Source organism: Rhodococcus sp. AG1013 (genome assembly GCF_003350365.1).
Lineage (GTDB): Bacteria > Actinomycetota > Actinomycetes > Mycobacteriales > Mycobacteriaceae > Prescottella.
The window spans coordinates 392,508-413,296 of sequence record NZ_QQAT01000001.1 but is presented as its reverse complement, the minus strand read 5'-3'; the positions used below and the strand labels follow the sequence as shown (position 1 = coordinate 413,296).

General features: G+C 69.4%; 20 protein-coding genes. 5 read left to right on the top strand and 15 right to left on the bottom strand.

Translation table 11 applies throughout. The features are described from left to right. Nucleotides 1-18 precede the first annotated feature (18 nt). The 7 genes from DEU38_RS02025 to DEU38_RS01995 all read right to left on the bottom strand — a co-directional run bounded on the left by DEU38_RS02025 (nucleotide 19) and on the right by DEU38_RS01995 (nucleotide 8,083). Nucleotides 19-987 (bottom strand): proline dehydrogenase family protein, encoded by a 969-nt coding sequence (locus DEU38_RS02025; protein ID WP_114718433.1) that lies wholly within the window; start codon nucleotides 985-987, stop codon nucleotides 19-21. Then, nucleotides 984-2,633 carry an L-glutamate gamma-semialdehyde dehydrogenase gene (gene pruA / locus DEU38_RS02020; protein ID WP_114718432.1) on the bottom strand — a complete coding sequence of 550 codons (1,650 nt, stop codon included), beginning with the start codon at nucleotides 2,631-2,633 and terminating at the stop codon, nucleotides 984-986. Before pruA ends, DEU38_RS02025 begins: the two co-directional genes overlap by 4 nt. 199 nt (nucleotides 2,634-2,832) lie before the next feature. After that, complete coding sequence (gene dapC / locus DEU38_RS02015) at nucleotides 2,833-3,933, bottom strand: succinyldiaminopimelate transaminase (RefSeq protein WP_114718431.1); 1,101 nt, start codon at nucleotides 3,931-3,933, stop codon at nucleotides 2,833-2,835. Nucleotides 3,934-3,947: 14 nt separating this feature from the next. Next, nucleotides 3,948-4,271 (bottom strand): ferredoxin, encoded by a 324-nt coding sequence (gene fdxA / locus DEU38_RS02010; protein WP_114718430.1) that lies wholly within the window; start codon nucleotides 4,269-4,271, stop codon nucleotides 3,948-3,950. A gap of 134 nt (nucleotides 4,272-4,405) precedes the next feature. Further along, the gene (locus DEU38_RS02005) at nucleotides 4,406-5,173 is read right to left on the bottom strand and encodes a hypothetical protein (protein WP_114718429.1); all 768 of its coding nucleotides are present in this window, start codon (nucleotides 5,171-5,173) and stop codon (nucleotides 4,406-4,408) included. An 8-nt stretch (nucleotides 5,174-5,181) separates the two neighbouring features. After that, on the bottom strand, nucleotides 5,182-7,806 hold the full coding sequence (locus DEU38_RS02000; RefSeq protein WP_114718428.1) for a bifunctional FO biosynthesis protein CofGH: 2,625 nt from the start codon (nucleotides 7,804-7,806) through the stop codon (nucleotides 5,182-5,184). Between the two features lie 40 nt (nucleotides 7,807-7,846). Next, nucleotides 7,847-8,083: a hypothetical protein gene (locus tag DEU38_RS01995; RefSeq protein WP_147283447.1), complete on the bottom strand. Its 237-nt coding sequence runs from the start codon at nucleotides 8,081-8,083 to the stop codon at nucleotides 7,847-7,849. 127 nt (nucleotides 8,084-8,210) lie between these two features. Between DEU38_RS01995 and DEU38_RS01990 the strand changes: the two genes are divergently transcribed. Both DEU38_RS01990 and DEU38_RS01985 read left to right on the top strand, forming a co-directional pair. Next, nucleotides 8,211-8,690 carry a PH domain-containing protein gene (locus DEU38_RS01990; protein WP_114718572.1) on the top strand — a complete coding sequence of 160 codons (480 nt, stop codon included), beginning with the start codon at nucleotides 8,211-8,213 and terminating at the stop codon, nucleotides 8,688-8,690. Beyond that, nucleotides 8,687-10,231 (top strand): PH domain-containing protein, encoded by a 1,545-nt coding sequence (locus tag DEU38_RS01985; protein WP_114718426.1) that lies wholly within the window; start codon nucleotides 8,687-8,689, stop codon nucleotides 10,229-10,231. Before DEU38_RS01990 ends, DEU38_RS01985 begins: the two co-directional genes overlap by 4 nt. On the opposite strand, the gene catC is transcribed toward DEU38_RS01985, so the two are convergent. The 3 genes from catC to catA form a co-directional block, all read right to left on the bottom strand. After that, complete coding sequence (gene catC / locus DEU38_RS01980) at nucleotides 10,228-10,509, bottom strand: muconolactone Delta-isomerase (RefSeq protein ID WP_114718425.1); 282 nt, start codon at nucleotides 10,507-10,509, stop codon at nucleotides 10,228-10,230. The genes DEU38_RS01985 and catC overlap by 4 nt on opposite strands. Before the next feature lie 38 nt (nucleotides 10,510-10,547). Then, nucleotides 10,548-11,675: a muconate/chloromuconate family cycloisomerase gene (locus tag DEU38_RS01975; RefSeq protein WP_114718424.1), complete on the bottom strand. Its 1,128-nt coding sequence runs from the start codon at nucleotides 11,673-11,675 to the stop codon at nucleotides 10,548-10,550. 72 nt (nucleotides 11,676-11,747) lie between these two features. Then, a complete protein-coding gene (catA, locus tag DEU38_RS01970) occupies nucleotides 11,748-12,599 on the bottom strand; it encodes a catechol 1,2-dioxygenase (protein ID WP_114718423.1) in 852 nt (283 codons plus the stop codon). Nucleotides 12,600-12,803: 204 nt separating this feature from the next. Here catA and DEU38_RS01965 point away from each other — a divergent pair, with 204 nt between their 5' ends. Continuing rightward, nucleotides 12,804-13,574 carry an IclR family transcriptional regulator C-terminal domain-containing protein gene (locus DEU38_RS01965; protein WP_114718422.1) on the top strand — a complete coding sequence of 257 codons (771 nt, stop codon included), beginning with the start codon at nucleotides 12,804-12,806 and terminating at the stop codon, nucleotides 13,572-13,574. 15 nt (nucleotides 13,575-13,589) lie between these two features. Here DEU38_RS01965 and DEU38_RS01960 read toward each other — a convergent pair whose 3' ends face one another. Beyond that, the gene (locus DEU38_RS01960; RefSeq protein ID WP_114718571.1) at nucleotides 13,590-14,516 is read right to left on the bottom strand and encodes an AraC family transcriptional regulator; all 927 of its coding nucleotides are present in this window, start codon (nucleotides 14,514-14,516) and stop codon (nucleotides 13,590-13,592) included. A gap of 202 nt (nucleotides 14,517-14,718) precedes the next feature. On the opposite strand from DEU38_RS01960, the gene DEU38_RS01955 reads away from it, so the two are divergent. Both DEU38_RS01955 and DEU38_RS01950 read left to right on the top strand, forming a co-directional pair. Further along, nucleotides 14,719-15,282, top strand: coding sequence for a flavin reductase family protein (locus tag DEU38_RS01955; protein ID WP_114718421.1), 564 nt, complete (start codon nucleotides 14,719-14,721; stop codon nucleotides 15,280-15,282). A 25-nt stretch (nucleotides 15,283-15,307) separates the two neighbouring features. Continuing rightward, a complete protein-coding gene (locus DEU38_RS01950) occupies nucleotides 15,308-16,927 on the top strand; it encodes a 4-hydroxyphenylacetate 3-hydroxylase family protein (protein ID WP_114718420.1) in 1,620 nt (539 codons plus the stop codon). An 86-nt stretch (nucleotides 16,928-17,013) separates the two neighbouring features. On the opposite strand, the gene DEU38_RS01945 is transcribed toward DEU38_RS01950, so the two are convergent. The 4 genes from DEU38_RS01945 to DEU38_RS01935 form a co-directional block, all read right to left on the bottom strand. Then, nucleotides 17,014-17,427, bottom strand: a complete 414-nt coding sequence (locus tag DEU38_RS01945; protein WP_114718419.1) for a hypothetical protein — start codon at nucleotides 17,425-17,427, stop codon at nucleotides 17,014-17,016. Between the two features lie 50 nt (nucleotides 17,428-17,477). Continuing rightward, nucleotides 17,478-17,666, bottom strand: coding sequence for a hypothetical protein (locus DEU38_RS27995; protein WP_147283446.1), 189 nt, complete (start codon nucleotides 17,664-17,666; stop codon nucleotides 17,478-17,480). A 325-nt stretch (nucleotides 17,667-17,991) separates the two neighbouring features. Continuing rightward, nucleotides 17,992-18,870 carry an N-acetyl-1-D-myo-inositol-2-amino-2-deoxy-alpha-D-glucopyranoside deacetylase gene (gene mshB / locus DEU38_RS01940; protein WP_258557601.1) on the bottom strand — a complete coding sequence of 293 codons (879 nt, stop codon included), beginning with the start codon at nucleotides 18,868-18,870 and terminating at the stop codon, nucleotides 17,992-17,994. A gap of 19 nt (nucleotides 18,871-18,889) precedes the next feature. Continuing rightward, a complete protein-coding gene (locus tag DEU38_RS01935; protein ID WP_181818646.1) occupies nucleotides 18,890-20,728 on the bottom strand; it encodes an ABC transporter family substrate-binding protein in 1,839 nt (612 codons plus the stop codon). Between the last annotated feature and the right edge of the window lie 61 nt (nucleotides 20,729-20,789).

The following is a 20,789-nucleotide window of genomic DNA, read 5'->3' as shown; positions in this document are numbered from 1 at the left end:
ACTGTCTCACATCGCGCGTCAGCCCCGGGTGAGCGTCGAGCGAAGGAAGAACGTCAGGTTCGACGGCCGCTCCGCGAGTCGGCGCATGAAGTAGCCGTACCACTGCCCGCCGTACGGCACGTAGACGCGCACGCGCCGTCCGGCGTCCACCAGGCGAGCCTGCTCCAGGTCCCGGATCCCGAACAGCATCTGGTGTTCGAAATCGTCAGGCCCCCTGCCCGTCTCGCGAACCAGGTCGTCCACCGACGCGATGATCGCCGGGTCGTGGGTCGCGACCATCGGGTAACCGTCCCCGCGCATCAGGATCGCCAGACACCGCCCGTACGACGCGTCGACGTCCGCCCGGGACCGGAACGCCACCGACTCCGGTTCGCGGTACGCACCCTTGCACAGCCGGATCCGTGAGCCGGCCCCCGACAGGTCCCGGCAGTCGCCCTCCGTGCGTCGCAGGTACGCCTGCAGGACGGTCCCGAGCCACGGGAAGTCGGCCCGCAGCTCGCGCACGATCGCCAGTGTGGAGTCGGTTCGGGTGTGGTCCTCGGCGTCGACGGTGACCGCCGCCCCGTGCTCGCGCGCGGCCGCACAGATCGTCCGGGCGTGGTCGAGCGCGATCTTCTCCCCGTCCACCGGCAGGCCCTGTCCGAGCGCGGACAGTTTCACCGACACCTCGATCGGGCGCACGACGGCGTCCCGAACCTGCGGCAGGCGGCCCAGTTCGGCCAGCAGCTCGAGGTACGTGACGACGGTGTCGCGCGCCTGGGCCGGGTCGAGCGTGTCCTCGCCGAGGTAGTCGATGCTCACCGCCCGTCCCGCCGCCAGCAGGGTCGACGACGCCGCCATCGCGTCGGCGAGCGTCTCCCCCGCGACGAACCGGCGCACGATCGACTTCGTCACCGGCGCGCGCGTCACCGCGCTCTTGACCCGCGCCGACCGGGCGGCGGCGAGGATCGCCGGCCGCAGCGGATTCGACAGGACCGACGGTGTCATCGACCGGTCCCGGGTTCCATGTGCGGGTAGCGGTAGTCGGTCGGCGGAACGAAGGTCTCCTTGATCGTGCGGGCCGAGACCCACCGCAGCAGGTTCAGCGGCGAGCCGGCCTTGTCGTTGGTGCCTGACGCGCGCGCACCCCCGAACGGCTGCTGACCCACCACCGCCCCGGTCGGTTTGTCGTTGACGTAGAAGTTCCCGGCCGTGTATCGCAATGCGGCCGAGGCCTGTTCGATCGCGGCCCGGTCGTCGGCGACGACGGCGCCGGTCAACGCGTAGGCCGACGCCGTGTCCACCGCGGTCAGCACGTCCGCGAACGCGTTCGGCGCCGAGTCGTCGTACACGTGTACAGACAGGATCGGGCCGAAGTACTCCTTGGACAGCGCCTCGTCGCGCGGATCGTCCACCAGCAGCACGGTGGGCCGGACGAAGTAGCCGACGCCGTCGTCGTACTTGCCGCCCACCGCGATCTCGACTCCGGCCGCGCCCCGCGCCCGCTCGATCGCCGCGACGTTCTTGTCGTAGGCGCGCCGGTCGATCACCGCGCCGCCGAAGTTCTCCAGATCGCTGACGTCGCCGTAGGTGAGTGCGTCCACCTCGGCCAGGAACTGGTCCTTCATCCGCGACCACAGCGACCGCGGGATGTAGGCGCGCGACGCCGCCGAACACTTCTGCCCCTGGTACTCGTACGCGCCGCGGATCAGCGCCGTCGACAACACCGCGGGATCGGCGGACGGATGCGCCACCACGAAGTCCTTGCCGCCGGTCTCGCCCACCATTCGGGGATAGCTGCGGTACCGGTCGATGTTCGCGCCCACCTCGCGCCACAGACGGTGGAAGGTGGCGGTGGATCCGGTGAAGTGGATGCCGGCCAGTCGCGGATCGCTCAGTGCCACATCCGACACCGCGAGGCCGTCACCGGTGAGCAGGTTGATCACCCCGGGCGGCAGTCCGGCGGCCTCGAGCACGCGCATCGTCCAGTACGCGGCCAGGGTCTGGGTGGGCGACGGCTTCCAGATCACCGTGTTACCCATCAGCGCCGGCGCGGTCGGCAGATTGCCGGCGATCGCGCTGAAGTTGAACGGCGTGATCGCGTACACGAACCCCTCGAGCGGCCGGTACTCGAGCCGATTCCACACCCCGGGCGACGAGACCGGCTGATCGGCGAGAATCGCCCGGGCGAAGTGGACGTTGAACCGCCAGAAGTCGACCAACTCGCACGGGGCATCGATCTCGGCCTGCTGCACCGACTTGGACTGACCCAGCATCGTCGCGGCGGCCAGCGTCTCGCGCCACGGACCGGACAGCAGGTCCGCCGCCCGCAGCAGCACCGCGGCCCGCTCGTCGAACGGCAGGTCCCGCCAGGCCGGCGCGGCCGCGGTCGCGGCGTCGATCGCCGCGCGGGCGTCGTCGTAGGTGGCGTTGGTGATCGTGCCGAGGATCGAGGAATGCCGGTGCGGTTGAACCACTTCCATCGCCTCACCGCTGCCCGGTCGGTGCTTGCCACCGATCACGTGCGGGATCTCGATCGCGGCGGACATGTGATCCGCCAGCGACTTCCTCAGACGATCGCGTTCGGGGCTCCGCGGCGCGTAGGAGTGGACCGGCTCGTTGTGCGGCGCCGGTACCTGCGTGACGGCATCCATGCTGCCCTCCTGCCCTCGAGCTGGGTGACTGCAACCAAGCTCAGGCTACGCCCGACACTGCCTCCGGCGCCCCGCAACAAGTGCGCGAAGCGTCGGAACCTGCGCCCCGCTTTCCGCGACAAGTGCGCAAAACGCGAGAACGCGGGCCCCACGCGCGCGAGAAGTGCGCAAAACGTGAGGACCCGGGTGCCCGGTGTGGTCAGGACAGACGCGCTGCCGCCGCGGCGATCCGCTCGTCGGACGCGGTGAGGGCGATCCGCACGTGCTTCTGCCCGCGCGGGCCGTAGAAGTCTCCCGGCGCGACGAGGATGCCGCGCTCGGCGAACCAGTCGACGGTGTCCCGGCAGTCCTCACCGCGGGTGGCCCACAGGTACAGCCCGGCCTCCGAGTCGTCGACCGTGAAACCTGCTCCACGGACCGCGGCGAGCAGGACGTCGCGACGACGCCGGTACCGCTCACGCTGCTCGGCCTCCTGCTCGTCGTCGGCGAGCGCAGCGGCCATCGCGGCCTGTATCGGCGTCGGCATCATCATGCCCGCATGCTTGCGGACCTCGAGCAGTTCGGCGATCAGCGCCGGGTCGCCCGCGAGGAAGCCGGCCCGGTAGCTGGCGAGGTTCGACGTCTTCGACAGCGACTGGATCGCGATCAGGCCCGTGTGGTCGCCGTCGCACACCCGCGGGTCGAGGATCGAGACCGCGTCGGCGTCCCACGTCAGACCCAGGTAGCACTCGTCGGACGCGACGATCGCTCCCCGCTCGCGCGCGAACGCGACGACCTTGCGCAGGTGTTCGACCCCGAGCACCTTGCCGGTGGGATTCGACGGCGAGTTGACGAAGATGAGTGCCGGATTCTCCGGGCCCAGCTGCGCGGTCCCGTCGGCCCGCAGCACCCGCGCACCGGCGAGCAGCGCGCCCACCTCGTACGTCGGGTAGGCAACCTCGGGGATCACCACGAGGTCGCCGGCCCCGAGACCGAGCAGGCGCGGCAGCCACGCGATGGCTTCCTTGGTGCCGATCACCGGCAGGATCGCCGCCGGATCCACTCCGGTCATCCCGTAGCGGCGGGCCACCGACGCGGCCGTGGCCTCGCGCAGCGCATCGGTGCCGTGCGTGGTCGGGTAGCCGGGCTCGGCCGCCACCGACGACAATGCGGCCTGGATGGCCGGAGCCACCGGATCGACCGGGGTTCCCACGGACAGGTTCACAATGCCGTCGGGATGCGACTGCGCCTTCTCCTTCGCGGACACGAGGGAATCCCACGGGAAATCGGGCAGGGACTTGGCTACCGGGTTACGGGGCAACGCTCTTCCTCGACCTATTCCTCGCCCATGGGGGGCAGCGCCTTGATCAGCGGCGGGTCGAAGTCGACCTTGCCGAGCTTCGCGGCACCGCCCGGCGAACCGAGATCGTCGAAGAAGTCGACGTTCGCGCTCACGTATCCGGTCCACTGATCCGGCACGTCGTCCTCGTAGAAGATGGCCTCGACGGGGCACACCGGCTCACACGCACCGCAGTCCACACACTCGTCCGGATGGATGTAGAGCATGCGACCACCCTCGTAGATGCAGTCGACCGGGCACTCCTCGATACATGCCTTGTCCAGCACATCGACGCACGGTTCGGCAATCGTGTAGGTCACTGCTGCTCTCCCTGCCTTTCTGACCCGGGCGCCGAGGCGCCTCGACGACCCGGCTGGTCGGGTCCTCGACCCGACGAACTTCCGGAGTGTCCAGTATGAATCTCCCCGACCGCAACAGTCAGGTAAGGGTCGCCTCAGCGAACCGCGCGGGCGGCGGGCCGACCCGCGTCGATCCGGTCCCGCACCTCGCTCGCGACCTCCGCGAGCGCGCCGCGTTCACCCAGGTATTCGGCGAGCGCACCCACCACCGGGAGCCGACCGAGGACGCGGTACGGCCCATTGCCGCGCGGCCGCCGCTCGATCTCGGACAGCAGCCCGCGAACCGTGTGTGCCGTACGCCACATCGATCCGAATACCGCGAACGGTCGCCATCCCGCAGTGTGGTCACGCTCGGCATCCTCGTGGCGGGAGGAACACTCGAGGATCGGCCGGGCATCGAGCTCGCGTCGGCACAGCACCGCCGCGAGCAGATCCACCTGCCGTGCCCGGTCCTCGACGCCGTACTCGCGCGCCACCGCCACCAACACCAGCGCCTGGTTCGCGAAGCCGAGCAGGTCCTGGATCGGCAGCCGGCCGACCAGCGCACCGAGAACGCCGGGGAACGCGACCGTGACGGTGTTGAGCGCACCGAGCCGCGTCACCCACCAGTCGGCCCGGTCCGCCGCGCTCGACCGTTCCCAGGCCGCGGTGCCGGGCACCGTCAGCTCGTCCAGCACCCACGCCGCGGCGTCGAGCACCTTCTCGGCCAGGGCCCGGTCGGCCGCGCTCGGCGGCTCGAACGTGCGGGCCTTGATGCCGAGCGGATCGAGGTGCAGCACGTCGAGCACGGGGCTGATGCCCCACGCCGCCTGGTCGAGCAGGACCGCCACGGTCCGGTCGCTCGGGCGGCCGTCGTCGCTCATCGCGGCACTCAGACCAACGGCAGGGCTGGCGCGTGCTCGCGCAACGCGTAGCCCGTGGTCCGCTCGCGGGCGGGACGCCCGATCCCCTCGGCGATGGCCCGCAGCTCCTCGACGGTCTTCTCCGATCCGTGCTGCGAACCGGCCATCCGGGAGATGGTCTCCTCCATCAACGTGCCACCGAGATCGTTCGCGCCGCCCTGCAGCATCGCCTGCGTGCCGGCGATACCCAGCTTCACCCAGCTGGTCTGGATGTTGGGGATCCGCCCGTGCAGCATGATCCGCGACAGCGCGTGCGCGGCCCGGTTGTCCCGCTGCGTCGGGCCCGGCCGGGACGCGCCCGCGAGGTACAGAGGCGCGCTCTGGTGCACGAACGGCAGCAGCACGAACTCGGTGAATCCGCCTGTCCTGTCCTGGATTCCACGGATCACGTTCAGGTGACCCACCCAATGCTTGGGGCTGTCGACGTGGCCGTACATCATCGTCGAACTCGATCGCAGGCCCACCTCGTGGGCGGTGGTGATCACGTCGATCCACGCCGACGTCGGCAGCTTGCCCTTGGTGAGCACCCAGCGGACCTCGTCGTCGAGGATCTCGGCGGCCGTGCCGGGAATCGTGTCCAGTCCGGCCGCGCGCAGTTCGGTGAGCCAGTCCCGGATGCTCTGCCCACCACGGGAAGCGCCGTTGACGATCTCCATCGGGCTGAAGGCGTGGACGTGCATCGACGGCACCCGGCGCTTGACCGCCCGCACCAGATCGGCGTACCCGGTGACCGGCAGTTCGGGGTCGATGCCGCCCTGCATGCACACCTCGGTCGCACCGGCGACGTACGCCTCCCATGCCCGGTCGGCCACTTCCTCGGCCGACAGCGTGAACGCGTCCGCGTCACCCTTGCGCTGCGCGAACGCGCAGAACCGGCAGCCGGTGTAGCAGATGTTGGTGAAGTTGATGTTCCGGTTCACCACGTACGTGACGTTGTCGCCGACGGCCTCCCTGCGCAGCGCGTCCGCGAGCGCGACGACGGCCTCGAGCCCGTCACCGTCCGCCGTCGCCAGCGCGAGGTACTCGTCGTCGCTGAGGCCGGCGGGATCGCGCTCGGCGCTGCGCAACGCCGACAGAACGTCGGTGTCCACCCGGGTCGGCGCGGCGCGGCCCAGTTCCAGCACCTGCTCCCGGACCGTCTCCCAGTCGCCGAACGCGCTGCCCAGATCGGAGCGGGTCTCGGTGTTGCGGCCCTGCGTGTCGATCTCGGTGTTGAGGTCGACACGACCGGTCGACACCCATTCCTCGTCCGGTTCCTGCCACGGCAACCCGGCCGGCTTCACGCCCTCCCGCGCGAGACCCGTCTCGGGGTCCGCCAGCGCCCGCACGTGTGCGCCGATCCGCGGGTCGATCCACGGGTGTCCGGCCAGCACGTACTGCGGCTGCGCGGCGGTCCGCTCGGTGAGCGCGAACCCGGCCTGCGCCGTGATCTCGGCAAGGGTGTCCAGGTTGGGCCACGGCCGCTCCGGGTTGACGTGGTCCGGGGTGAGCGGCGAGACGCCGCCCCAGTCGTCGACGCCGGCGCCGATCAGCGCGAGGCACTCGGCGTGCGAGACGAGGTTGGGCGGCGACTGGATCCGCATACCCGGGCCCAGCAGCAGCCGGGTCACCGCGATGGTCGCCAGGAATTCCTCGAGGTTCGCGTCGGGCGCATCCCGCATCGCGGTATCCGGCTTGGCGAGGAAGTTCTGCACGATCACTTCCTGCACGTGACCGAAAGCCTTGTGCACCTTTCGGATCGCCATGATGGAGTCGGCACGCTCGGCCGGCGTCTCGCCGATGCCGACGAGAATCCCGGTCGTGAACGGTATCGAGAGTCGGCCCGCCTCGGTCAGTGTGCGCAGACGGACGTCGGGGTCCTTGTCGGGGCTGCCGTAGTGGCACTCGCCCTTGTCGGTGAACAGACGCTTCGAGGTGGTCTCGAGCATCATCCCCATCGACGGCGCCACCGGCTTGAGCCGGGACATCTCCTCCCAGCTCATCACGCCGGGGTTGAGGTGCGGCAGCAGACCGGTCTCCTCGAGCACCCGGATCGACATCGCGCGCACGTAGTCCAGTGTGGAATCGTAGCCCCGCTCGTCGAGCCACTGCTCGGCCTCGGGCCACCGGTCCTCCGGGCGATCCCCGAGCGTGAACAGGGCTTCCTTGCAGCCCATCTCGGCGCCCTGCCGCGCGATCTCGAGCACCTCGTCCGGTTCCAGGTACACGCTGTGGCCCTCGGCCCGCAGCTTGCCGGGGACCGTCACGAACGTGCAGTAGTGGCACTTGTCGCGGCACAGGCGGGTGAGGGGGATGAAGACCTTCCGCGAATACGTCACGGTCCCCGGACGGCCCGCCGCGACCAGTCCCGCGTCACGCACCTTCGCCGCCGACGCGCACAGGTCCTCGAGGTCCGTGCCACGCGCGTGCAGCAGGGTAGTCGCCTCGTCGACGTTGAGGGTGGACCCGTCCCGGGCGCGACGCAGTACCCGCCGCATCGCACTCGCGGACGGCGCTTCGGTCTTCACCTGGGGCCGCGGTACCGACGGAATCGGCAGGATCGTGGACCGGTCGGTGTCATCGCCTGAGTGGGTCACCCGTCGATCATGCGTCACCCGCCCCGGTACCTGCCACCGCGGGTCCCGGTCGATCCGCTCAGCCGCGGGGATAGTCCTCGTCGACGGGGACGCTGCGGCGCTGCTCGGCCGCGTCCGCCTCGTTCACTTCCAGCGGCGGCTCGATCCGGTCCGAATCGTCGCGGTCGTCGTCGCCTTCGGCCGGGGTCATCTGCTCCACCAGATCGGCTTCGGGCACGTCCGTCGGGCGGACGACGTCCTCGGCCTCCTCGGAGCCCTCGGCGTCCCGGGCGTTGTCGGTTCCGGATCGTTGCATGACGACCACCTTCCGTCTCGGCAGACACTCGCGGCCACCTCCACCATAGGACGCGGGACGTCGACTCGGGCAGGATGAGATCGTGAGCTTCCCTCCCGACCCCGCACCGTTCGAGCGAACGGTGACGATGGCCGAACCGAAGTGGCGCCCCAGCGTCCGCGCCCCGCGACTGTGGGCGACGACGGCCACCCTGATCTGGCTGCCGGTGTTCGTCGCGCAGGTCGTGTGGGCGGTCGTCGACGGACGCTGGACCACGTGGCCGCACGTGCTGGTCTTCGCGCTCACCGCGGTCGTCGCGGTCGTCGACATCGTGGTCGTGCCGCGGTGGCGCTACCGCGTGCACCGCTGGGAGATCAGCGACGACGCCGTCTACACACGCACCGGTTGGTTCAACCAGGAGCGCCGGATCGCACCCATCACCCGCGTCCAGACCGTCGACACCGAACGCGGACCGCTGGACCGATTCTTCGGCCTCGCGACGGTCACCGTCACCACGGCGTCGTCGGCCGGCGCCGTGAAGATCACCGCACTCGACCTCGACGTCGCCGACCGCACCGTCGAACACCTCACCGAGATCGCCGCCCGCAACGCCGGGGATGCGACGTGAGCGTGCCCCTCGAACAGTCCGGTGACGCCGCCCTGGCCGCCGAGGAGGAACAGCCGTGGCTGCGCCTCGACAAGCGGATGCTGCTCGTCCACCCGGTCAACGAGGTCCTCAAACTGCTCCCCGTGATCGCGGTGTCGTGGATCGTCGGCAGCCGGAACGGCAACCACTACTGGGGGCTGGTCGCCGTCGCCGTCCTCGTCGTCTACGGCGTGCTCCGCTGGTTCACCACCACCTACCGCATCGGTCCGGTCCACGTGCAGCTGCGGCACGGCGTCTTCGAGAAGAAGGTCCTGTCGATGCCGCGCACCCGCATCCGCTCCGTCGACGTCGAGGCCGGGGTGCTGCACCGGCTCCTCGGGCTGGCGGTGCTCCGGATCGGCACCGGCCGGCAGGCGCAGCGCGGCGAGAGCAGGTTCGAACTCAATGCGCTCGACGCCACCCTCGTCCCGGACCTGCGCGCGGCGCTGCTCGCCGGACACCGGGAGCTCCGGCCCGAGGCGGGCACCGATGCTGCCTCGGACACCGCACCGCCCGGGAGGCCGGGCGTCGAGATCGGGCACTGGTCGCCGTCATGGGTGCGGTACGCGCCGTTCTCGGTGACCGGGCTGATCGCGATCGGCGCGCTGGTCGGCATCGTGTTCCAGTACGGGCTGGCCGACCGGATCGCCCGCTCCCCCGCCCTCGCGGACGGATTCGATTCCGCCGAACAGGCCGGCGCACTGGGCCTCGCCGTACTCGGCCTGGCCGGGCTGGTGATCCTGTTTGTCGCCGCGAGCGTCCTCGCGTGCGGGCGCTATCTGGTGGTGTACGGCCGCATGAGCGTCACCGACAACGGCCGCACGCTGCACGTCAGTCACGGACTGTTGCGCACCCGGCAGACCACCCTGGACCGGGCCCGGCTCCGCGGCACGACGCTCAAGGAGCCGCTGCTGCTTCGCGTCGCCGGCGGGGCGTCCCTCGACGCGATCATGACCGGTGTCAGCGCCGAACACCGTGAGTCGTCACTGCTGCTGCCGCAGAGCCCGCGGGCGGACGCGACGCGGGTGATGGCGACCGTTCTCGGCGACGACCAGCAGGCGGACGTCGCGCTGCTCCCGCACGGACCGGCCGCGCATCGGCGCCGCTACACCCGCGCGCTGTGGCCGGCCGCCCTCGCCGCGCTGATCGCCGCCGGATTCGTCGTCGCGGGCCGTCACGTGCCGTGGCCCGCGTGGGCGGGCGTCGTCGTGCTCGCGCTGGCAGGCGCGGGACTCGCGTGGGACCGCTACCGCGGACTCGGGCACGCGGTGCTGCCCGGCTGGCTGATCACCCGCAGCGGATCGCTGGACCGCCGCCGCGACAGCATCGAGGCCGCCGGCATCATCGGCTGGACGGTGCGCCAGACGTTCTTCCAGCGCCGCGCCGGCGTCGCCACCGTGATCGCGGCGACACCCGCGGGCACCGGCAAGTACGTCGTCCACGACCTCCCGGTCGAGCAGGCGTGGGCGCTGGTCGACGCCGTCACGCCCGGTGCGGGCGGGATCTGGCGAAGGCCTTCCTAGCGGATCGAGCTGCCGTGCTTCGTCATCGGCGTGACCTCGATCGTCATGTACGGGAACAGCGGCAAGCTCCACAGGAGCTCGTGGAGTTCGTCGGCCGAGTCCACGTCGAAGATGCTGATGTTGCTGTACTGCCCGACGATTCGCCAGAGATGCGCCCACTTGCCCTGACGCTGGAGATCCTGTGAATACGCCTTCTCCCGCGCGATCGTCTCGTCGCGCACCCCGGGATCCAGATCGCGGGGAATGTCGACGTCCATCCGGACGTGGAACAGTGCCATGAAGTTCTCCTCGTTCTCCGTGCTCTCCGTGCGTGTGATCAGTCGCGGGCGAGGTGCCTGACGACGTCCATGTCCAGTTCGACGCCGAGCCCGGGTCCGGATGGCAGGTGGACCTGGCCGGCGGAGTAGTCGAGTGGTGTCTGCAGCAGTTCGACGGCGAACAGCTGAGGGCCGAACAGTTCGGTTCCGAAGTTGATACCCGGTTCGGCGCAGGCGAAGTGGATCGACGCGGCGGTGCCGATGGGCCCCTCGATGGACGTGGCGCCATGGCAACGGATGCCGGCCGCCTTCGCGACCGCGACCACCTCCTTGCTGCGTTGCAGCCCACCGCATTTCGTTGTCTTGAGGGCGATGACGTCGGCGGCACCGGCGCGGGCGATCTCGAGGGCGTCGTGCGGCGTGTGCACCGATTCGTCGGCCATGACCGGTGCGGCGACGAGGTGGTTGAGCTCGGCGAGCACCTCGATCTGCTCGGCGGGGGTGGGTTGCTCGACGAGTTCGACGCCGCCGTCGACGAGTTCGGGCACGAAACGCAACGCGGTGAACCGATCCCATCGCGCGTTGACGTCGATGCTCACGCCCGCCTTGCCGCTGAGCGACTGTGCGATCGAGACCACCCGCTCCGTATCGACGGCCGGGTCCAGCGCACCCATCTTGAGCTTGAAGGAGAAGTTCAGGCGCGCCCCCATCCTGTGCGCGACCTCCTCGAGGATCTCCTCGACCGGAGCGGCTCCGAGAGCCCAGCGGACGTCGACGCCGGTCCGGAACGCGCCACCGAGCAGCGTGTGCACCCCCACGCCGAGGTGCCGGGCGTACGCGTCGTGCAGCGCGACGTCGACGGCAGCCTTCGCGAACCGGGCATTGGCGACGATCTTCTCGAGATCCACCATGATGCCGGTGATCTCGTCGACACCACGCCCGATGATGTACGGCGCGATGTAACGGTCGACAATCACCTTCATCGTCTCTACTGATTCACCACCCCACCAGGGCCCACCGGGCACCACGCCCTCACCGTGGCCGGTGACGCCGCCGGCAGTGGTGATCGCGACCAGCAGAATCGACTGCTTCTCCGCGGTGGTGGTGGCGAACTTGTGCGGACGCACCAGTGGCACGTCGATGATGGTCGTCTCGACGGAGACGATTGCGAGATCAGGGTCGGGCATCGAACAGCTCTCAATCGGATCGGGAAGCACCGAATGCCGGCGCCCCAGTGGGACACCGGCATTCGCTTCGACTCAGGCCTGGGGGTCGAGGGCGAAGTTGTAGGTCACGTAGTTCTTGCCGTCGTCCCCGGCCTTCGGATCGAGGATCAGTTCCGGCTTGGTCGCGGTCGCGACGTCGTTCTCGAGCCACTGACCGCCCGCGAAGTACAGCTGGGTCGTGATGGTCTCCTTGCCGGGGGCCTTCACCATCAGGTGCAGGTGGGCCGGACGCCACGGGTGACCGCCGTAGGACTCGATGAACCAGCCCGTCGGCCCGTCGTGCGGGATCTGGTACGGCGCGGGCTGCAGCGTGGTGATCTCGTAACGGCCCTCGCCATCACAGACGATGGTGCCGCGCAGGTTCCACTCGGGCAGGTTCGGCGCGAACTGCGAGTAGAAGCCGTCCTCGTCGGCGTGCCAGAGTTCGACGGTGGCGCCGGCGAGACCGTTGCCCGCCAGATCCGTGACCTGGCCGGAGAACACCAACGGGGTTGCCTCGGCGTCCTTGTCGGTCATCGGCATCGTGCACGTGGACGGCAGCTGCGGCGCATCGGCGACGTAGTACGGGCCCTCGATGCTGCCCTTGGTGCCGGCGAGTCCGTTGCGGCTGTAGTTGACGTCCTCGATCTCGTGTTCGACGAACACGTCCAGCCACAGCGGCACCTCGCCGTACTCGCCGACGTCGATGATCCACTGCTTGACCACCCGGTACTCGTCGTAGGTGACACCGTGCTTGTGGATGATCTCCCCGAACGCCGCGAGCACGTCGCGGTAGATCGCGGCCGCCCGCTCCTTCGACGTGTCCGCCGACACGCGCTCGGACTTGAACTTGTCGGTGGCGGCATTACCCGATGCGTGCGCGGTCGCCGTTTCGGTGCTGGTCATGGGTCCTCCTCGTCGAGGCTCGAACAGTGACGGTCGAGAAAGTTGTGGCGGCGGTGAACGCGGGGCAGGCGCGTCCCCCACCGAAGTTGTACGCTGTGCGTACATGCACGTCGCAATGCGTACACACCATACTGTGCGTCGAGTCACAGCCGTTGTCAACACCCGACCTCGAAGTCACACCGAACCCGCAGCCAGGAGCATCAGATGCCGAACGAAGACCGGGATTTCATCCAGAGCATCGAACGGGGCTTCGCCGTCCTGCTCGCATTCGACGAGCAGGACCCCACCCCGTCGCTGGCCGAACTCGCCGCCAAGACCGACCTGTCCCGCCCGGCGGTACGCCGCATCCTGCTCACCCTGCAGAAGCTCGGCTATGTCGCCGCGAACGGGACCCGGTGGTCGCTCACTCCCCGCGTGCTCAGCATCGGCCAGCACTACTCCGCGTCCCACGCACTCGTCGAGTCCGCGATGCCGCGGCTCGTCCAACTGTCCGAGCGCACAGGCGAATCCGCCTCGCTGGGTGTACTCGACGGGGGCGACGTGGTGTACGCCGCCCGCGTGCCCGTGCGCCGGATCATGAGCATCAACGTCTCGGTCGGCACCCGCGTGCCTGCCTACGCGACGTCGATGGGGCGTGCACTGCTCGCCTGGGCGCCGGACGAGACCGTCGACCGGGTGATCGCCACAACCCGATTCGACAAGCTGGCGCCGGCAACCCTCGGAACGCCCGACGAATTGCGCGCAGAGCTGGCCAGGGTCCGCGACCAGGGCTACGCGCTGACCGCAGCCGAACTCGAGGAGGGCCTGATCTCGATCGCCGCCCCCGTGCGGGACGCGGCGGGAACCGTCGTCGCCGTCACCGCGTGCTCCACCTCCTCCGGACGACACACCCCCGAACAGTTCCGCGACGCGGCCGCACAGCACGTCGTCGCCGCCGCGGACGCGCTCAGCGCCGACCTCGGCCACCGCGGATGACCCGATACGAGAACATCAGGAACGCAACGTCTCCGAGGGCGCGTACCCGTACTTGCGTCGATAGGCCGCCGCAAACCGTCCGGTGTGGGTGATACCCCAGCGCAGGGCGACGTCGGTCACCGACGTGACCGACGGATCCCCGGTCACCAGGTCGTCGTGGATGCGTGAGAGCCGGACGTCTAGCAGGTAGTCCCGCGGGCACATGCCCAGGTACTCCCGGAATCCCTCCTGCAACCGGCGCACACTCACACCCGCGGCCTCGGCCATGTCGCTCGCAGTCCAGGCGAGGGACGGGTCGTCGTCGATCCGGTCGAGGACCCGCTTGACGATCCGCGGCCGCGGGGCCGCGGCCGCGTCGTCGGGCATCGCCGCCAGTACGAACGCGCCCGTGATGGCCCCCGACAACTGCTCCGCGACGACCGGGGTCTGCCACAGCCCCTCGCCGCCCCGGGCCTGCTGGACGATCGAGCGCAACAACGCCATCCAGGTCTGCCCGGCCTCCGTCGACAGGTCCACCTGATCGGGCAGTCGGCGGTCGGGACGGCCGAGGACACGCCCCAGCTCGCGGTGCAGGTAGTCCCGGTCCACCTTGACACCGACGATCTCGCAGTCGGCGGTCCACCGGGTGATCACGGCCGGGGTGTCCGGCCGGAACACGGACGCCTTCCCGACACCCGATATCACGTCACCGCCGGCGGTCACGGATTCGATCCGACCCGACAGCGGGATGTTCACCGCATACCCGCCGGGATGCTCCGTGTCGACGGAAACCTCGGCTCCCCAACCGATCCGCGCCAGACGGAGCGGCCCGATCTGCATCGCCCGCACGTTCAGATGCGGCTCCGATCCGGCCGACAGCGGCATCAGGTCGTGCGGGAAGTACGCATTCGAGACCACGTTCTCCGCCTCGTCCCAATCCCCCGGATCGGCGGCCACGTTCATCGCCATACCCTCGCACCCTTCCCATCCCGTCCAGTTCGGGACTTCGGCCCCAGTGTGATCGGGAACACCTCCTCTGGCAATAACGGGTGGTCGAACCCGTCGCGCAATCCGGATAGTGAGGCCGCTCAGCGGATCGCCTACCGCGATCCGATCGACCTATGGTCTCCGTCACAGCCAACGACCACCAGCAAGGAGCCCCGACATGGATTCGCGTCGACTGCGAAACATATTCGGACAGTTCGCAAGTGGGGTCACCGTCATCACTTGCACCCGGCAGGACGGTACGCCCCACGGCGCAACGGTGACGGCCTTCACCGCAGTCTCGATCGAACCGCGATTGTGCCAGGTAACCCTGACCCGCACGTCCAAAGCCTGCGCGTTCCTGTCCGGCGCACCGTTCGCGGTCAACATCCTCGCCGCGGACCAGACCGACGTCGCGCTTCACTTCGCCGGTCGCCCGCAGTCCCCCGAACCGGTGTGGGCCCAGGGGCCCACCGCGCCCGTGCTGGCCGGCAGCGCCGCCACCCTGTCGTGCGTTCCGTGGCGCGAGTACGACGGCGGCGACCACGTGATCTTCATCGGCGAGATCGTCGATGCCCAGTTCCGTGACACCGATCCGTTGCTCTTCTACCGCAGCACATTCCACGATCTCGGAGCACCGAGCGGGAGTGCCGCCTGGAACGGATCGATGGACGATCCGCACCGCGGATGGTTCGACTCCGAGACCACTTTCACACCCCTGCACCTGTCCGGTGCAACCAATTGACCCCATCCCCGATGCAGGAGAAACGATGACCACCACCGAGCCCCGCCCCACCGACACGGACGTCGACCGTTCGCAGGTCAATGTCGCGGCCGACTCCGACGCGAACCGGACCACGAACTTCGCATCCCGCCCCATGACCGGCGACGAGTACATCGAGTCGATCAAGGACGGCCGCGAAATCTACCTGCACGGCGAGAAGGTCAAGGAGTTCTGGAACCACCCGGCCTTCCGCAACTCGATCCGGATGACGGCACGCCTGTACGACGCGCTGCACACCGGTGAGCACGTCGACACGCTCACCTGCCCCACCGACACCGGCAACGGCGGCATCACCATGCCGTTCTTCAAGACCCCCACCAGTTCCGACGATCTGCTCCGCGAACGCGACGCGATCGCCACCTGGGCCCGCATGACCTACGGCTGGATGGGCCGCTCCCCCGACTACAAGGCCAGCTTCCTCGGCACTCTCAACGCCAACAGCGAGCTCTACGCGCCGTTCCAGGACAACGCCAAGCGCTGGTACCGCGAGTCGCAGGAGAAGGTCCTGTACTGGAACCACGCGATCATCAACCCGCCGGTCGACCGTCAGCTGCCTCCGGACCAGGTCGGTGACGTGTTCATGAAGGTCGAGAAGGAGACCGACGCCGGTCTGATCGTCTCCGGCGCGAAGGTCGTCGCCACCGGATCGGCGATCACCAACTACAACTTCATCGCGCACTACGGGCTGCCGATCAAGAAGAAGGAATACGCGCTGATCTGCACGGTGCCGATGGACGCGCCGGGTATCAAACTGATCTCGCGCGCGTCGTACTCGCAGAACGCCGCCGTCGTCGGCTCCCCGTTCGACTACCCGCTCTCGTCCCGGATGGACGAGAACGACGCCATCTTCATCTTCGACAAGGTGCTGGTGCCCTGGGAGAACGTCTTCATGTACGGCGACGTGGAGAAGATCAACGCCTTCTTCCCCCAGTCCGGCTTCCTGCCGCGGTTCACCTTCCAGGGTTGCACCCGGCTGGCGGTCAAGCTCGACTTCATCGCCGGACTGCTGATGAAGGCCCTCGACGCCACCGGCGCCGGCGGCTTCCGCGGCGTCCAGACCCGCGTCGGTGAGGTGATCGGCTGGCGCAACCTGTTCTGGTCGCTGAGCGAATCGATGGCGCGTGACCCGGAACAGTGGATCGGCGACACCGTCATCCCGAAGCTCGAGTACGGGCTCACCTACCGGATGTTCATGATCCAGGGTTACCCGCGGATCAAGGAGATCATCGAACAGGACGTCGCCTCCGGCCTGATCTATCTGCCGTCGTCGGCGGCGGACTTCAAGAACCCCGACGTCCGTCCGTACCTCGACAAGTACGTCCGCGGCAGCGACGGGATCACGGCCGTCGACCGGGTCAAGGTCATGAAGGCACTGTGGGACTCGATCGGATCCGAGTTCGGCGGACGGCACGAACTCTACGAGCGCAACTACTCCGGCAACCACGAGAACGTCAAGGCCGAACTGCTGTTCGCGGCGGAGAATCGCGGAGGCGTTTCCGCGATGAAGGGTCTGGCCGAGCAGTTCATGAGCGAGTACGACCTGGACGGCTGGACCGTTCCGGATCTGATCGGGAACGACGACGTGACCGCGTTCTACAAGAAATAGCCGCGCTCGGGGTCGTGCACGGGCAGGAATTCCCACCCGCGCACGGCCTCACCGAGCGGCCGTGCCCGCCGACGGTCCGGACGGCATCAGCCCTGCTGGGCCCGGGCCACGATCGAGTCGAGCTGGACGCGGAACAGGTAGACCCCGGCCGGCAGCACCGCCGCGACGAACAGCAGCAGCGTGCGCCAGTCCTCGAACACCAGCAAGTCGCCGCCCGGTCCGCCGATCACGCACAGGCCGAACCCGAACAGCCAGCCGAAGATCGGCAGCGCGGCGAGGACCGGCCGCTCCGTGAACTTGCGCGCACCGAGCACCAGCAGCAGGTTGACCACGGCCGCGACGAGGATGCTCACCGGGAACGGTGTCGTCCCGAGGTAGGCGGGCAGGAACAGCACCGAGAGCACCGCGCACAGGAACCCGTCGAACGTGAGCAACGCCAGTGTCGTGCGGGCTTCGGCGGTGGACACGGGCGGCTCGACGGGGTGGCTCTCGACGGTCATGTCACCGATCGTGGTCTATTCGCGAGGGCGCCGCCACGGCGGGGTCCGGGTCACGGGACCGGCGGGTAGCCGAGCATCGTGAGCAGCTCGCTCTGCTGATGCACGAACGCGTGCAACGACCCGATGTAGAGGTCGTGGAAGTACGGGGCCATCGGCCGCAGACTGTCCACGAACGCCGTGATCGCATTCTGGAGTTCCCAGTTGTACATCCGCCGCACCCTCCCGTTCGACAGCTGCATGCGCCGACGAACGGACCCCCACGAACGTGGCGTAGATCACAGCATACGGCGAGTGGGGCGGCGACGAGCCCGGGTAGGTTCACCAGGTCCGACCGCTCGACGGTCACGGAGATCCCGTGGCGTGGCGTATCCGGTGCCGGGGCGTCGCAGCACGTTCGCGACACCACCGACCGAGCGATGGGGTCCCGACTGCAGGACGGACAGCCCTACCGCACTTCTACCGCAGCGGTATCCCTGTCGAAGTTCGAGGAGAACTGGCGTGACGGCACCGTCGGGGCCTGGATGCGCCGACACCGTCCGGACATCCCACTCGGCTGGACCGCCCTCAGGACCCGAGTCCGGCGCACAGGTCCGTCTCACGCCCACGCGCGTCGACGGGACCGGACTGTCCACGGACCAGCACGAAGTGTTCCTCGGACAGGACCGGTTGCGCGACATCGTTCGACAACGCGAACTCCGTGCCGGACGGCGCCACCGTCACCTGGGTGCGGTGCGCGCGGAGACCCGCGAGCTTCGCCGCCATCACCGGCGCGACGTCCACCACCGCGGTGACCGTCGAGTCCGGCACGCGTGGCAGCTCGCCCGGCTCGGGCAACCGCCAGCCCTCGGGCACGGCATCGATCGCGGCGATCCCCGCTTCGAGCGCGGACTCCTCGGTCACCGTCCAGTAGAACTTCGCGACCTCCCACGGCCCGCCCGCCTCGGGGAAGGCGTCGGTGCCCGCGGCCTCCACCGCGGCGGTCGTGAGGCGATGCGCCCGAACGTGATCCGGATGCCCGTACCCGCCGACCGGGTCGTACGTGACCACGACCTGCGGACGCAGTTCGCGGATGACCGCGACCAGTTCCCCGACCGCCTCGTCCTGATCGGCGTTGACGAATGCGCGCGGGTTCGCCGCCGACGGCGTCCCGGCCATGCCCGAATCGCGCCACCGCCCGGCGCCGCCGAGGAATCGCGGCTCGGAGGCGCCGAGGGCCTCGAGTGCGCGGGTCAGTTCCAGGATCCGGAAGCCCCCCAGCTGATCGGCGCGGTCGGCCACCAGACCGGCCCACCGGTCACCGATGACCTCCCCCTCCTCGCCGAGGGTGCACGTCAGCACCGTCACCTCGGCCCCGTCCGCCGCGTAGCGCGCGATGGTGCCGCCCGTGGTCAGGGTCTCGTCATCGGGATGCGCATGGACGAACAGGATGCGCCGACCGTTCACAACCACTCGTTTCTCTCGCTCACTTCGTCCGCGTCCACGCTCCGGCATCCGCGAAGATGCCGACCTGGACCGGACCGCCCATCACGACGCCCTGCACGCCGGGGCCCACCGCGACCACCGTGTTGTCCTGGAGCACCGGCAGTACCGCCGCCAGATCCCACAGCTTGGGCTCGGCGTCCGCGATCACTCGCGCCACGTCACCCTGGCCGCGCAGCGCCTCGTCGATCGCCGGCTGCAGCGCCGGTTCGCACAGGCCCGAGAGATTGCTCGGCGACCGCAACTCGCGGGCCGACGTGGAACCCGGTTCCGGTGTCGCGGAGGCGGCCGCGGAAGCCGTCAACGGCAGGCATCCGAAACGGGAGGCGAGGGAGGTCGCCGGATCCGATCCGGCGCGTTCCCAGCCGACGACCGCATCGACCCGGCCCGACGCCAGCGCCTCCCCGTACAGCTCCTCGGCGGGCAGCGACAGGACCGAGGCGGCGATACCGGCCCCACGCCACTGGTCGGCCACCGTGTTCGCGACCGCGACCGCGGTGTCGTCGTTCTCGGGGGCGCCCAGCACCAGCGTCAACTGTTCGCCGTCGTGCACCATCCGGCCCTCCGTCAGGGTCTCGGGGGCAGCGCCCTCGGTGGTGGTGGGAAGCAACTGGTAGCCGGCGACGGCCAGCAGCCCGAACGCCTGCTCACGCGTCGGCGGTGGCGGTGCGGTGGGCGCGTAACCCGGGTCGGACGGAGCCAGAATCTGTGCTCGCGCCGGCACCGCCGCCGACTCGCTGCCGGCACCGACCGTCGCGAGCAGATTCGGGTCCAGCAGGCCCAGGAGCCCCCTGCGGACCTGCCGGTCGGCCAGGGCGGGGACCCGTCCGTTGAGCGTCACCGACAGCACGCGGGGCTGGAGCTCGGTGCCGGTCTGCACGTCCGGGATCACCGACAGCTGGGCAAGCGTCGCGGCACCGCTGTGGACGCGGGCCACCTGCGCATCGCCGGACCGCATCGAGTCGGCGAGCTGCGCGGGCGAGCCGCCACGCCGCATGAGGATCTGGTCCGGTTTGGCGGGGGTGTCCCAGAACCGGTCGTTGCGTTCGAGCTGGATCTCGTCCCGACCTCGATCGACCGACTTGATGTGGAACCGGCCACCCGACACGGGGATGTTGTCCGCCAGACCGCGCGCGAATCCGCCCGGCGAATCCTTCACGAGGTGCGAGGGCAGCAGATCGGTGAACAACTCCCGCCACGCGGGGTACGGCGCGGACATCTTGACCGTCACCGTCTTCCCGCCACCGGACGACGCGATGTCCTCGATCAACCCGTATCCCGCGGGATCGACGACACCGGGCTGGCTGATCATCTGCTGCCACAGGTAGCGGAAGTCCTCGGCGGCGATCGGGGCGCCGTCGGACCACTGGGCCTCGTTGCGCAGCTGGTAGGTGATCGTGGTCGGCACCGCGGGAGCCACGTCGGGCGTCTCGGGGGCCGTGTCGGTAGTTGCAGGGGTCTCGGGCGTCGCTGTGGCCGAGACCAGCACCGACGGGTCCGGAATCCACGTGGTGACGCCCGGCCGCGCCGGATCGACCACGGGGCGGAACGGACTCGGCAACACCAGGGCGCTCACCGCGGAGTTCGCGGGCGACTGGTCGGCGAGCAGATGCGGGTTGAACCCGATACCGACGTCGTCGATCGCGACGACGACGGTGTTCTTCGTCGGGACGGCCGTCGTCGGTTTGGGGCTGTCGGTGCTCTCCACCGGCGGTGGCGGATTGGCGGTGCACGCGGCCACCGTCAACACCGACACCGCGGCGGCTGCCCCCAGCAACCGCCGACCGAACTCACGGGAGAACCCGTGCCAGACCTGCGCCACTATCGGTCCTCCCGTCCGCGAGCGGCTCCCCCGCCCGTGCGCGTTGCGCGAGTGTTCAGAC

Excerpts from the sequence above, each read along its gene's own strand:
- DEU38_RS01960 (WP_114718571.1), bottom strand. The coding sequence starts at position 14,516 with ATGAACGTGGCCGCCGATCCGGGGGATTGGGACGAGGCGGAGAACGTG.
- DEU38_RS27995 (WP_147283446.1), bottom strand. The coding sequence starts at position 17,666 with ATGCAGCTGTCGAACGGGAGGGTGCGGCGGATGTACAACTGGGAACTC.
- catA (WP_114718423.1), bottom strand. The coding sequence starts at position 12,599 with ATGACCAGCACCGAAACGGCGACCGCGCACGCATCGGGTAATGCCGCC.
- DEU38_RS01990 (WP_114718572.1), top strand. The coding sequence starts at position 8,211 with ATGGCCGAACCGAAGTGGCGCCCCAGCGTCCGCGCCCCGCGACTGTGG.
- DEU38_RS01975 (WP_114718424.1), bottom strand. The coding sequence starts at position 11,675 with ATGCCCGACCCTGATCTCGCAATCGTCTCCGTCGAGACGACCATCATC.
- DEU38_RS01950 (WP_114718420.1), top strand. The coding sequence starts at position 15,308 with ATGACCACCACCGAGCCCCGCCCCACCGACACGGACGTCGACCGTTCG.
- DEU38_RS01955 (WP_114718421.1), top strand. The coding sequence starts at position 14,719 with ATGGATTCGCGTCGACTGCGAAACATATTCGGACAGTTCGCAAGTGGG.
- DEU38_RS01995 (WP_147283447.1), bottom strand. The coding sequence starts at position 8,083 with ATGCAACGATCCGGAACCGACAACGCCCGGGACGCCGAGGGCTCCGAG.
- DEU38_RS02025 (WP_114718433.1), bottom strand. The coding sequence starts at position 987 with ATGACACCGTCGGTCCTGTCGAATCCGCTGCGGCCGGCGATCCTCGCC.
- DEU38_RS01965 (WP_114718422.1), top strand. The coding sequence starts at position 12,804 with ATGCCGAACGAAGACCGGGATTTCATCCAGAGCATCGAACGGGGCTTC.
- DEU38_RS02005 (WP_114718429.1), bottom strand. The coding sequence starts at position 5,173 with ATGAGCGACGACGGCCGCCCGAGCGACCGGACCGTGGCGGTCCTGCTC.
- pruA (WP_114718432.1), bottom strand. The coding sequence starts at position 2,633 with ATGGATGCCGTCACGCAGGTACCGGCGCCGCACAACGAGCCGGTCCAC.
- catC (WP_114718425.1), bottom strand. The coding sequence starts at position 10,509 with ATGGCACTGTTCCACGTCCGGATGGACGTCGACATTCCCCGCGATCTG.
- DEU38_RS01945 (WP_114718419.1), bottom strand. The coding sequence starts at position 17,427 with ATGACCGTCGAGAGCCACCCCGTCGAGCCGCCCGTGTCCACCGCCGAA.